Origin of the sequence: Shewanella inventionis, from assembly GCF_014641855.1 — a bacterium.
In the GTDB taxonomy this organism is placed as follows: Bacteria; Pseudomonadota; Gammaproteobacteria; order Enterobacterales; family Shewanellaceae; genus Shewanella; species Shewanella inventionis.
On the sequence record NZ_BMII01000026.1, the window covers coordinates 21172 to 33570 of the forward strand.

A 12399-nucleotide genomic window follows, 5' to 3' on the forward strand; every position below is an offset into this window, starting at 1 on the left:
AGGCACATGGTTCTATGGCCAAACTTAATCTGCCCTTTAGCGCAAATCAGCAGCAACTAGCCTTACTACGCCTAATTAATTGGGGCTTAAAAATAGGCTTGATTGTGTTTGCAGCTGACTTATTTGGGTTAACTACACCGCCGACCACCTTAAGCTATGTATTGATTATTGAAGCCTGTTATGTGGGCTTTAGTTATCGGTTTCATCGCCTGAGTATCGACAATCATGGTTTATTGTTTTTAACCTTATTACTCGACACAGTATTTTGGGCTAACTGGTTGTATTTCACCGGCGGTGCCACCAATGCGTTTGTGTCATTATTACTGCTGCCGATAGCCATTTCAGCCATTACTTTACCTCGGTGGGCACCCTGGTCGTTAACGGCGTTATCGACTGTGTTTTACAGCCTGATGATTATCACAATTGCCGATCATATGCCTGACGCCGCAACACCTGCTAATGCTGATTTACACGCGGGCCACAATATGAGCCAAATGGCAATGGACACGCCTGTCGCCAGTATGGATCACAGCATGAACATGGGCTCGCATTATTTAGGCATGTGGTTCAACTTTGTTATTTCAGCCTTGGTGTTAACCATTACGGTTGGTTTTATTGCCAAGCGTATTAGGCAAAAAAATGTTGAGTTAGGCTATTTACGTGAAGCGCAATTAAGGCAAGAGAAACTACTCGCATTAGGCACTGTATCGGCACAAATGGCGCATCAATTAGCCACGCCTTTGGCTACGTTACGGTTATTGGTTGATGAAATATCAGATATAACACACGATGCAGAACAAGCTGAATTACTCACCGAGATGCAACAAGCACTTAACCGCTGCGAAGTAACCTTAAGCGATTTACGTTTAGCGACAGAGTCTATCCGTGAGCAAAAATGGCAACAACAGTCGGTTAACGATCTTATCGCGCAGTTATCAGAACAAGTGGGGCTGTTAATGCCTGAAACCCGGTTAAATATTGATATCTCACCACAGGTCAACACGGCGATATTGAGAACAGACATGAGTTTATTACCGGCATTATTGGCGCTTATTCAAAATGGCGCACAGGCAAGTGAAGACAACCATCAAGGGGCAATCGTCGATATCAGTGTGCAATTATCTCAGCCACATGCCTTAACTATTACCATTCGTGATTATGGCGCAGGCATTGCGGCGCATTTATTACACACGCTTGGCAGTCACATGGTTAATAGCCCTAAAGGCATGGGAATTGCGGTGTTACTAAGCCATACCAGCTTTGAGCGGTTAGGCGGAACTTTACACCTTAAACAACTTGCACAAGGTGGCACAGAAGCCATTGTGACCTTACCCCTTAGCGGGCAGTAAAAATAAAGCGATAAAAATAATGAATAAATTATTGATTATTGAAGATGATGTAGCATTAGCCACCATTTTAGCTCGTCGATTAAGTAAACATGGCTTTGAGTGTCACATTGGCCACAATGCCAGTGATGGTTTATTGATGGCAAGGCAATGTTTGCCAACCCATATTGTGCTAGACATGAAGCTGGCTGAGCAAAATGGTTTATCACTCATTAAACCGTTAAGGCAATTATTACCCTCTGTACGTATGGTATTGCTCACCGGTTTTGCCAGTATTGCCACTGCTGTAGAGGCGATACGTTTAGGCGCAGATAACTACCTTGCCAAACCTGTAGACACCCAAACGTTATTAAATGCACTGTTAATCACGCCCGCTGCCACAACAACCTATGGTGACATTGAAGAGTTACCACTTAACCCTAAGCGAGTTGAGTGGGAACACATTCAACAAGTGCTTGCTCATAACAATGGCAATGTATCAGAAACCGCTCGCCAGCTGGGCATGCACCGCCGTACTTTGCAGCGCAAGCTATTGAAAAAGCCAACGGCAGACAATCGCTAGTGCTCAAAGACCTGTCTGCCTTACCGTATTGCAAGAGTGGTATTGAAAGAGTGGTATTGCAAGAGTGATTAATGTGCTTAAGTCGATTTGGCTAACAGCTTATTTCTCACGATTTGTGCACCGGCATCTAAGGCGTTGAGTTTTGCATTTGCTACCTGATGCGATAACGGCGCCATGCCGCAGTTGGTGCAAGGGTAGAGCTTGTCGGCATCAACAAATTGCAGGGCTTTTAGTAGGGTATCGGCCACTTCCTGCGGTGTTTCTATGGTGTTGCTTGCTACATCAATGGCGCCAACCATGACTTTTTTACCGCGAATGAGTTCAAGCAGTTCCAATGGCACATGAGAGTTGTGGCATTCGAGTGAGATGATATCAATGTTCGACTGTTGCAGTTTAGGAAAGGCTTGTTCGTATTGACGCCACTCTGAGCCTAAGGTTTTTTTCCAATCGGTATTGGCTTTAATGCCATATCCATAACAGATATGCACTGCGGTTTCGCAGGTAAGCCCTTCAATGGCTCTTTCTAGGCAGGCAATACCCCAATCATTAACCTCATCAAAAAACACATTAAATGCTGGCTCGTCAAATTGAATAATATCGACTCCCGCCGCTTCTAGTTCTTTGGCTTCTTGATTGAGTATTTTGGCAAATTCCCAGGCGAGCTTTTCGCGGCTTTTGTAATGATCATCAAACAGTGTATCTATCATGGTCATGGGGCCTGGCAGTGCCCATTTTATTGGCTGCGTAGTTTGTTGGCGTAAAAACTTGGCGTCTTCAACAAAGACTGACTTTTGCCGACTGACCGGGCCAACAACGGTGGGAACACTGGCATCATAACGGTCACGAATTTTAACGGTTTTACGTTTATTAAAATCAACGCCGTTGAGGTGCTCAATAAAGGTGGTGACAAAATGCTGCCGCGTTTGCTCGCCATCGCTAACGATATCAATCCCTGCTTGCAGTTGATTATGCAGTGATATGCGCAGCGCATCTTGCTTGCCTACAATTAATTCATCCCCCTGTAATTTCCAGGGTGACCAGAGCGTTTCAGGCTCGGCTAGCCATAAGGGTTTAGGTAAACTGCCCGCAGTAGATGTGGGGAGTAGAGTGTTATTTAGTAGTGTTTTCATCATTTACAACCATAAATTAGAGAGTCATATTCAATATTGTGATTTATTGAGTCAGTTGCTTTTATGCGTAATTAGCAGACCATTGCTCAAGCACTGCTTGGTATGGTTTGATAAAGTGCTCAGCAGCAAATTTGCCTTGCTGAGTTGCCAGTTGGCTGCGCTCTGCACGGTCATAGACAATTTTTGTGAGCGAGTGGTCCAGGTTATTCAAATTGGGTTGATAGCATTTACCGGCTACGGCATTGGCATTATAAATTTCAGGGCGGTAGATTTTTTGAAAAGTACCCATTGTGCTAATTGTGCTGATCAGCTCAAGGTGGGTGTAATCATTGAGTAAATCTCCAACAAAATAAAAAGCCAGTGGCGCCACGCTGTTGGGCGGCATAAAGTAACGTACCTGTAAGCCCATTTTTTGGAAATATTGCTCTGTTAATGACGATTCATTTGGCTGGTATTCAACCCCTAGTACAGGGTGTTGATTCTCTGTGCGGTAATAGGTTTTGTTGTCGGACACACTGAGACAAATAACCGGCGGCTTTGTAAAGTGCTGTTTGTAGCTGTCTGAGTTAATAAAGCATTTAAACAGTTTGCCGTGTAGCTCGCCAAAGTCAGCTGGTACCGTAAATGTCAGCTTGCCTTTGTTATATTCTGGCAGTAATACGCTAAAGTCGTAATCGCGTAAATAAGATGAAAAATTATTGCCGACAATGCCGTCAATGCGTTTATTGGTTTTGCTATCAAGGATATTGGTTTTCAAGATCTCAATCGATGGGAAGGTTTGGCCGCCGCCTTCTATATTGATGTTAACCGAAATAATCTTAAGTTCGACAGTATAGCGATCGCCTTTGGGGTTATCCCAATGCGCTAAGGCATTAAAACTATTGTTAATCATTTTTAACGCATTGCGTAAATTTTCCTGACGATAACTGCCTCTGGCTAAGTTGGCAAAATTGGTGGTGACGCGGCTCTTGTCTGATGGATGATAATGTTCATCAAGACAAATGCTTTCAAGGGTAAAAGTAAAATGTGTATTCATGATGTTGTGTTCCCATTTGTCTTAGTCCAAACCCTGTAGCGGTATAACTCTGATGGCTAAATCAGTCGATATCAGCGCCTGGATTGTCGTATTTTAGTCATCACCAGCAGCTTAATATCGTGTTTAAATAAGCATTTTTGGTAAGCCTTGGGATATTTATACGTGGTTTGGAACATGAACAAAAACGGGTTTATTTCACCTGCAACGTGAGTGAAATTCATCATTAGTAAATAGCATGATTAGTATAGGCAGTCGCCTGAGTTTGCATTGGTTGTTAGCTAGTTTCTCGTCGCCTCAACTCTAATATCGTCCCGTTCTCACACGTCGTCCGGGTAAGGCTTTTGAGACGGGACCCAGGTGTTTTGCTTTGCTTTTTGTACTTATGGCCTACGGCCACTAACGTCGTGGCGCTTCGCCCACACCAGAGCAAGAGTAGTCAACGAAAGTAGGGCACTATTTTAGATACTATCTAACTCAAACAAAACTAGGGTGTGAGATTGGTACTCAATGAAATCACTTCTATGACACGCGGTAAACCCATCCATGGGCGCTCTACGAAAACATCCATGTTTTCGAAGGTCATAGCCGCGATGACATCCGCCGTATGGGTATCTTCGATTCAACCTTGTTTGTAATTGAACGTTCTAACGCAAACCTTGATAACTACATTCACGTCGTCCCGGTAATGCTTTTGAGCCGGGACCCAGGTGTTATTTTTGCTTTGAACTTTTTTGTTGGATTTACAGTGTGTGGTTTTATTTTACCAGTAGGCAACGATGCTCAATGAAATCACTTCTATGACACGCGGTAAACCCATCCCTGGGCGCTCTACGAAAACATCCATGTTTTCGAAGGTCATAGCCGCGATTACATCCGCCGTATAGCTATCTTCGATTTAACCTTGTTTGTTGTTGAGAGATTTAACGCATTTCTGGATATAAATTAGCTTTAGGGACAAGTATTGAAGTGTTTTTATAAAAGTTTACCCTGACTCCACTAAATTACTAAACTTATTGTTCTCTACAGCAATTTTGTGGATTTTTTAGTTGCCATATTCATCTCGATAAGTCATTTTACTGATTCATAGTGTGGTTCGTGGAAGTGTTAGAACTGCTCTAAAAAACGATAGTTTTCATTTGCACTAGCCGCTAGTTAGAGAACAGATACTCGTTTAAATAGTAAATGGGTGAATAATTAATCTGAACATTACAAAAAGGATGTTATTTCATGTTTAGAAACTATATATTTTTAATCATGTTTTTAGTTACTGGAACAGTAAATGCTTCACAAGACTTGTCCCTTACCTCTGAGTTCAATAAAAATGTTTTACTATCAGAGTCTGGGGATACGTCAGCCATGGTTGAAGTTGCATATGCTTACAGAAATGGGTTAGGTACTAAAAAAAATTATCGTAAAACTATTCAATACATACAAAAATCTGCTGCTATGGGAAATCTAGAAGCAATTCAAATGTTAGCTAGGTTGTATGAGACTGGGGTTAATGATATTAGTAGCATCTATTCTAAAAATCGATTGTTATTAGAACCTAATAAAGAAACTGTAAAAAAACTATATAAAAATATTTTTGATAAGTCTTTAGAACAGGCCAGCTCTAGTGTACTGGCTAATATATTGTTAGGGAATGCATTTACAACTGGAGTTGACGGAGTAGTAACACCTGATCCACTTAAAGCATATTCTTATTTTGAAAAAGCATTCCAGTTAGCAGAGAGTGGTGCCACCCAAAAAGACGAAAAAAGTATGCTAGAACTTATGAAATTATATGAGTATGGTACTGCTGCAACTACGCAAAACGTCGAAAAAGCATATGCTATTCTAAATGAATTGGTTAAGTTAAATAATGTTGAAGCAACAAAATTGTTGATCAAAGTAAATATGGGCTTTTGTTGTAGACCTTTATTTAAACAGGGGCTGATTACACTTTTTGACCAGTACCGAAAATAATCTCTTCTCTGAAATCGTCACTCCAGCAAGCTCGATTAAATTTCTGATTCTGGCTTGTTTTAGCTGGATGAAGCTTCACTAAGTTGAGTGCCCATCGCCTTAAAATAGCCAGAATACTGGCACCATCCTCATCATACATTTTTTGCTTATCTTCTTGAAATAGCGTGTCTAAAAGCCAATGCTGATTGTTTTCTGTTTGCCAATGCGCCCGAATTGCGCATCCAAATGCCTTTGAAGTCATCACGGCACTACTCACATAAAAGTGCGTGTCTATACTGGTTTTGTTACCCACTTTTCGATGACGTTCTACTGCTATTAATGTTTTTAGTTGAGGCCATTTCATCTTCATTTCGTCGGGTAAATTTAACGGACACTGAAACGTTATCCGTTTTTCAACTCGACCATGGCCATTATCATCTTGCGTATAACATTCAGCATCAGGATACTTTTCAATATAATCAGCAAATTGTGCCTGTACAGACTCGTAGAGTTTGGGCTGATTACCTTTCACTTGAAGAATGCAATCACCACCTTCTTTCACTATATAATCAAGTGTTTGCGTTTGGCAGTGAAGGGCATCAAATGTCAGTAATTCCGATTTCAAATCAAGGCATGTGAGTAACTCTTGAACGAGTTTGAGTTCACTCTTTTTGCTCGCGCCTGATTTTGCATTAAACACCAACCCTGACTCTGTATCATAAGCCGTTACCATGTGTAACGCTGAGCTTGAAGCGGATGCTTTGGCGCCTTTAAGTACTTTACCGTCGATAGCTATCGATGATTGCCTTGTATTGATGCGGTGCTCATTCACCCAACTCATCAGTGCATCAAGTAGAGATTGTTTAGATACGCCTCTGAAAATGCGACCAATGCTTTGCTGGCTGGGAATACCATTAGCGAATGGGCGATGTTGGCGTAACCATTCCAATTTCAATGTGCCGAACTCATGGCAATCAGCCCAACTTTGGGCTCCTGAGATAACAGCACTAAGTACAAGAAAGCAGATATCAATGACATCATGTTCTTGATTTATATGGGAACGGCAATCAGTAATTTTATCAAGATGTTTAAGCATAGTAAGTCGGGAGCCAAAGAAAAAAGAGGGTTATTTGATCACACTGGCGAGATCAATCAAGTCTTTTTTTATCTCTTTGTTTTTAAAGATAACGTGTGAAAAATGATCGAGTATGATCAGCCCCTGTTATTTAAATACTTAAAAAATGATGAAAAAAATGAAAGTTTAGTACAAAGTTTATTAACAAATTTGGCATTAAAAGGAGATTATGAAAGTCAGAAAATGTTAGCGAACAAAGGTGATTCTGAGTGTGATGAAAAATGTAACAAGGACGTAATTTATTGGGGGACAATGGCGGTAAATCAGAAGCCTGATGATTTTACTTACGAAAATCTAGCCGCTTCATATATGGCTATAGATGACTACGATATGGCATTAGCTAGCTATTACAATGCATTATCTATAAGCCCACATCCTAACCATTATAGACAATATAACCAGATTTATTCTTTCACGTATATATTGGCTGGTATAGAAGGTGGAGTTACTGAAAATAATAAACCATTAGTTAATTTTGTCATGAATTTACCTAAAGATGAATTAGCTAGCTTAAAGAAAAAGGTTAAATCAGTTGTTGAGGATGTTAAGTTTCAGAATGAAACTTATAATGACAATAATGAAGGACGACAACGAATTGTTGATTTCTATAGTAGAATAAATAAAGAAGGGTTACTTGAATAGAGTTCAGGGATTGAATAGCAGCGATATCGAAAGTAAATGTTGTTATAATCTCTTTTTGTGTAGTTTACGTAGAGAAACAGTTAGCAGAGAAAAAGTTAGCCATAATTTATACAGGGTGGTGTGGGGGCTGGAGGCTAGATACCTCTGGCTACCCGATTAGTTGCATGAGCCAAGCACATACGGGTCTATGAAAGCGATATAATCACAATGTAAAGATAGCTTACTGTGTTTCTTTTCTATAATGCCTGGCTACTTTTGCACGGTTTCCACAGGTATCCATACTGCACCAACGTCGCCTTTTTGTTCTAGATGTATCCAAAAATAACAGCACGCATTCGGGGTTACTGCAGGACTTTACATACGAAACCTGAGAAGACGCGAGTAACTGCGCACCCTCATAGGCCACATTTGCCAGTAGCGAGGAAAGATGCGCTTTATTGTTATTCACTGCCAACCTTAGCTCGCCAGTTTCCGGATTGATTTCCAGTTGCTGATGAGTTCTATGCTCTTCTAAATAGTAATTGAGAATAACCAGCTCGTCTTTAGAAGGATTTGTCCCTTCGATTGCGGCCAAAACCAACGTTTTTAATCCTTCCCTCAAGATTTTCACTGTCGCCAAATCATTAATAGTTACGTCGCTAGTTAAAGTATACCCCACTTGCTGCGCCCAATGATTGATGTCCGCAGGTACGCCCAGCATATCGACTAGCTCCCCATTTTGGATCACTTGAGTGTTGATAAAGTCAATGGCCAGATTGTTGCCCAAGAGGGCAAATTTTTTGTCATGAATATTCATGTAACCATTATTGCACCTGTTGACAGGTTAGTCAATCAATCATAAGCTAACCTATATAGAAGTATTTAAACGGTTAGATCTCTATTTGGCCAAGATCGAATTTTCATCCTTTATATCTAAACTGGAGAAACACATGTTTACCCCTATCAAACTCTATCGCAATCCAAAATCCGGTCACTGTCACCGTGTCGAATTGATGCTTGCATTTCTGAAGCTACCCTATGAAACGATTGATTTAGATATGCAAAACGGTGAGCACAAAAAACCGGACTACCTGAAAATCAGCCCTTTTGGGTTAGTGCCGGCTATTGATGATGCTGGATTCATACTCTCTGACAGCAATGCAATCCTTGTATATTTGGTTCAGCAATACGCCAGTGAGTCTGACTGGATGCCAAAAGCACCAAAAACAGCTGCCGAAGTACAACGCTGGCTATCGGTCGCTGCAGACAATATATACTCCGGCCCCTGTGCCGCGCGTTTGGTGACAGTCTTTGGCGCACCATTAGATCATGAGGCTGCCATCAGCAAAGCTCATGCATTATTCAAAATCATGGACACGCACCTAAGCGAACGCGAGTGGTTAGCAGCTGAACACATTACTATTGCGGATGTTGCGGGTTATAGCTACATAGCTCATGCGCCAGAGGGTGGTGTTGATCTGAAGTCATACCCCAATATTCTTGCATGGCTTGCCCGGATAGAAGCTCAGCCTCATTTCATTGCGATGGCGAAATCACCGATTCCCGCCTTGTCTTAGTCGTTACAACCAGATCGTTGAGGTCTGGTTTATTTCTGTGTTTATCCAAGCACTCTATAGGGAGCACACCATGCCACGTCTTAATACTGACACCCCATTTCATGCCGGAGAACTGGAAGCGCAGGCCAGAGTGGGTGTACACGATCTTGCACAAAGGGTGAAAGGTTTTATCCGCAAGTACTTGCCAGATCAGCATCGAACATTCCATACACAACTCCCCTTCTTGATTGTCGCCGGGGCAGATGAAGCCGGGAAAATCTGGGTGACACTGATCGAAGGTGAAGAGGGCTTTGTACAGTCCCCCGATCCGCATCATCTAAAGCTGAACCCCGTGATAGATGCCAACGACCCACTTGCACAAAGCTTCCAAGTCGGAAGTCACATTGGTGTGCTTGGTATTGAACTTGCCACCCGCCGCCGCAATCGTTTTAGTGGCTATGTGCGACCCGACGGAAATGGTTTTAGTATCGATATCAGTCAAACTTTTGGCAATTGCCCACAATATATCCACCCCCGCCATTGGTCTCGTGATGTACGCGATGATTCGCCTACCGTTATACAGTCAGCCGCACTGACAGAAGCCCAAGTCGTTCAGATAGAAATGGCGGACACGATGTTCATTGGTTCGGGGCAAATGCGCGAAGAAGATACGCCCTCAAGCGGCTACGATGCCTCGCATCGAGGCGGCGAGCCTGGTTTTGTTCGCGTGTTAGATAAAAATACGTTGCAGATCCCTGACTACGCAGGAAACAACTTTTTTAATACTATTGGTAACCTAATTCTCAACCCGAAAATTGGCCTGTTATTTATCGACTTCAACTCCGGCAGTCTGCTGCATATCACGGGAAAAGCCAGCGTAGAATGGGCGCCTCCTCATCCTGAAAAAACGGGCGTATTGCGTCTAATCAATGTAGAGATTGATACCGTCATCGAACGTCCTCAAGCCATAGCGCTGCGCTGGACAGCTCAGCAAGACAGCACTATGAACCTAAAGTTAGTTAAACGCACTGTAGAGTCCAGCACCATAACCTCGTTCTACTTTGTCTCAACTGATGGTCGCCGCCTTAAACCTTTTAAAGCAGGTCAGCATTTACCTATCGAAATTAGGATTCCCGGAGATTCAAATATCGTCAATCGATCTTATTCTTTGTCCAGTTCCCCTTTCGATTTATCACATTACAGAATTAGCGTAAAACGGGAGGAACACGGAAAAGCATCCCGATATCTTCATGATGAGCTGAAGGTTGGCATGCAAATCATAACTCAACCTCCCTCCGGTGATTTTAACATTCCCGATAAAGAATCCCCGTTGGTTTTAATTAGTGCGGGAGTAGGACTGACCCCGATGGTGCCGATGCTACACCAAATATCAAACGAAAAAAGGCAAGGATGGTTTATCCATGGCACACAAAACAGCACCAGTCATGCAATCCGTGAAGAGATCTATCAACTGATTGAGCACAACGACAAGCTACAACAAATCATCTACTACAGCGAACCGGATAAAAATGATGTCATAGGACAGGACTATGACATTAAAGGTAGAATCACCGCAGAAGATCTAATTGGTATTTGTGCAGAACCTTCTGCACATTATTTACTTTGCGGCCCTCTGACCTTTATCGCTGAGCTTCAGCGTGGGCTTGAGGCGGCAGGAGTGTCTACTGATCGAATTCATTTTGAAACTTTTGGTAGTGCCAACTAACGCCCAAATTTAGCGCGAAAAGCCGCGAAGCGGGTTGACGTCGCAGCCAGCGTTTTTTGCTGGCGATAAAATTTGCTTATTAGGAGACGGCACGACTCATGTAGCAAATTCGTTCATCTTCACAAGTTAAAACAACCCCTTGCCGCTTATACAAATGAATGGCAGGGCTATTTTTAAACACCCTAAGTTTCAAAATTTGAGAACAGTGATCTTTAGCCAGACGTTCCGCCTCAGCAAGAGCGATTGAGCCAATCCCTCGGTTCTGATAACTCTGATCCACTTGCAAATCACGTACCCAGCACTCTTCAGTGTCGAAAGATAATCTAATGACACCAACAAGCTTTTCTTCAAACAAAATATCAAAGTTCACAAGCTCTTGTGTCATTTGCTCAATCTGAGCTTCATCCCAATCTACAGAGTATTGTTCGTAATATGGGCGCATATTCGTCAGAGTAAGATTTGCTGCTTTTGCCAAATCCTTAGCTGGTCTGAATGTAACCACCGATCTAGTCTCCTAACAGCTTATTGAAGGGCAAATGAAAAATTAAAGTCGGCCCTTTAACTTATTGATTATTAACATCCTACATTTACTATCTTCTTGATGTAAAGCAGTTTTATTTAACTCTACTGACAAATAAAAGTAGGCTGCGCATTAAAAGTAGTCCCAAGATGCTGCAACAAATAAAAGTCAATTTATTTCAGTGTGTTAAAAGATAAACAAATTGTTTACCGTACTGCTTTAGTTTACTTACTAGCCGATTTAACTAAAAAAAACACTAAAAACCATTACAACTGTTTTTGTTTACAGTACACACAACATAAAGGTGAGGAATATGGCTTACACAGGATATTTATCTGGCATTTTAAAGTCAGTTAAGATGCAGATTAACGCTAGACGTTGCGACACGTCGTGAGTGGTCGCAGGCCTTAAATGTAAAAAGAACAAAGCAGAACAAACACCTGGATCCCGGCTCAAAAGCATTGCCGGGACGACGTTAAGTGGCCATATTTTAAACACAATCTGTGTACATGGATAAGTTACGTATATTGCTTGCAAACAGCCCAAATTCAACTCTGAACTTGAGGCCGTTGAAGACTTTCTACAATAGAATACATGACCTGACCAACGCATGCACCTCACTAAACTATTCTTTAAAACTTGCTGATAAGACAAACATTGACAGCTTCATCATGGTGGTTTGCGAGCCGACCGTCCGACCCATGGACGGGTCGGTCGAGCTACATGGATGTACTCGCGCGTGTCGGTAAGTGAATGCCATGTTGAAGCCAAATAAAACCTTACAGTTACATGCTTTACAATTGGCGAAGCGCCACGACGCTAG

General features: G+C 42.0%; 11 protein-coding genes. 6 read left to right on the top strand and 5 right to left on the bottom strand.

What is annotated here, in order from left to right:
• Positions 1–14 precede the first annotated feature (14 nt).
• Both IEW93_RS15250 and IEW93_RS15255 read left to right on the top strand, forming a co-directional pair.
• Positions 15–1349 (top strand): sensor histidine kinase, encoded by a 1335-nt coding sequence (locus IEW93_RS15250; protein WP_188740157.1) that lies wholly within the window; start codon positions 15–17, stop codon positions 1347–1349.
• A 19-nt stretch (positions 1350–1368) separates the two neighbouring features.
• Positions 1369–1908 (top strand): response regulator transcription factor, encoded by a 540-nt coding sequence (locus tag IEW93_RS15255; RefSeq protein WP_188740158.1) that lies wholly within the window; start codon positions 1369–1371, stop codon positions 1906–1908.
• Between the two features lie 77 nt (positions 1909–1985).
• On the opposite strand, the gene IEW93_RS15260 is transcribed toward IEW93_RS15255, so the two are convergent.
• Positions 1986–3038: a methionine synthase gene (locus IEW93_RS15260; protein WP_188740197.1), complete on the bottom strand. Its 1053-nt coding sequence runs from the start codon at positions 3036–3038 to the stop codon at positions 1986–1988.
• 61 nt (positions 3039–3099) lie between these two features.
• Positions 3100–4074, bottom strand: coding sequence for a DUF1852 domain-containing protein (locus IEW93_RS15265; RefSeq protein ID WP_188740159.1), 975 nt, complete (start codon positions 4072–4074; stop codon positions 3100–3102).
• Between the two features lie 1227 nt (positions 4075–5301).
• Between IEW93_RS15265 and IEW93_RS15270 the strand changes: the two genes are divergently transcribed.
• Positions 5302–6039 carry a tetratricopeptide repeat protein gene (locus tag IEW93_RS15270; protein ID WP_188740160.1) on the top strand — a complete coding sequence of 246 codons (738 nt, stop codon included), beginning with the start codon at positions 5302–5304 and terminating at the stop codon, positions 6037–6039.
• On the opposite strand, the gene IEW93_RS15275 is transcribed toward IEW93_RS15270, so the two are convergent.
• Positions 6011–7114 carry an ISAs1 family transposase gene (locus IEW93_RS15275; protein WP_188740147.1) on the bottom strand — a complete coding sequence of 368 codons (1104 nt, stop codon included), beginning with the start codon at positions 7112–7114 and terminating at the stop codon, positions 6011–6013. The genes IEW93_RS15270 and IEW93_RS15275 overlap by 29 nt on opposite strands.
• A gap of 102 nt (positions 7115–7216) precedes the next feature.
• Between IEW93_RS15275 and IEW93_RS15280 the strand changes: the two genes are divergently transcribed.
• On the top strand, positions 7217–7795 hold the full coding sequence (locus tag IEW93_RS15280) for a tetratricopeptide repeat protein (RefSeq protein ID WP_188740161.1): 579 nt from the start codon (positions 7217–7219) through the stop codon (positions 7793–7795).
• A gap of 220 nt (positions 7796–8015) precedes the next feature.
• On the opposite strand, the gene IEW93_RS15285 is transcribed toward IEW93_RS15280, so the two are convergent.
• Positions 8016–8591, bottom strand: coding sequence for a CGNR zinc finger domain-containing protein (locus IEW93_RS15285; RefSeq protein WP_188740162.1), 576 nt, complete (start codon positions 8589–8591; stop codon positions 8016–8018).
• A 133-nt stretch (positions 8592–8724) separates the two neighbouring features.
• Here IEW93_RS15285 and IEW93_RS15290 point away from each other — a divergent pair, with 133 nt between their 5' ends.
• Together IEW93_RS15290 and IEW93_RS15295 are read left to right on the top strand one after the other, a co-directional pair.
• On the top strand, positions 8725–9351 hold the full coding sequence (locus IEW93_RS15290) for a glutathione S-transferase family protein (RefSeq protein WP_188740163.1): 627 nt from the start codon (positions 8725–8727) through the stop codon (positions 9349–9351).
• A gap of 70 nt (positions 9352–9421) precedes the next feature.
• The gene (locus IEW93_RS15295) at positions 9422–11056 is read left to right on the top strand and encodes an FAD-binding oxidoreductase (protein ID WP_188740164.1); all 1635 of its coding nucleotides are present in this window, start codon (positions 9422–9424) and stop codon (positions 11054–11056) included.
• 79 nt (positions 11057–11135) lie between these two features.
• Here IEW93_RS15295 and IEW93_RS15300 read toward each other — a convergent pair whose 3' ends face one another.
• Entirely contained in the window at positions 11136–11558 is a 423-nt protein-coding gene (locus IEW93_RS15300) for a GNAT family N-acetyltransferase (protein ID WP_188740165.1), read from the bottom strand.
• Positions 11559–12399: the final 841 nt, after the last annotated feature.

Coding starts and splice junctions, on each gene's coding strand:
- IEW93_RS15250 (WP_188740157.1), top strand. CDS start 15: ATGGCCAAACTTAATCTGCCCTTTAGCGCAAATCAGCAGCAACTAGCC.
- IEW93_RS15255 (WP_188740158.1), top strand. CDS start 1,369: ATGAATAAATTATTGATTATTGAAGATGATGTAGCATTAGCCACCATT.
- IEW93_RS15260 (WP_188740197.1), bottom strand. CDS start 3,038: ATGAAAACACTACTAAATAACACTCTACTCCCCACATCTACTGCGGGC.
- IEW93_RS15265 (WP_188740159.1), bottom strand. CDS start 4,074: ATGAATACACATTTTACTTTTACCCTTGAAAGCATTTGTCTTGATGAA.
- IEW93_RS15270 (WP_188740160.1), top strand. CDS start 5,302: ATGTTTAGAAACTATATATTTTTAATCATGTTTTTAGTTACTGGAACA.
- IEW93_RS15275 (WP_188740147.1), bottom strand. CDS start 7,114: ATGCTTAAACATCTTGATAAAATTACTGATTGCCGTTCCCATATAAAT.
- IEW93_RS15280 (WP_188740161.1), top strand. CDS start 7,217: ATGATCGAGTATGATCAGCCCCTGTTATTTAAATACTTAAAAAATGAT.
- IEW93_RS15285 (WP_188740162.1), bottom strand. CDS start 8,591: ATGAATATTCATGACAAAAAATTTGCCCTCTTGGGCAACAATCTGGCC.
- IEW93_RS15290 (WP_188740163.1), top strand. CDS start 8,725: ATGTTTACCCCTATCAAACTCTATCGCAATCCAAAATCCGGTCACTGT.
- IEW93_RS15295 (WP_188740164.1), top strand. CDS start 9,422: ATGCCACGTCTTAATACTGACACCCCATTTCATGCCGGAGAACTGGAA.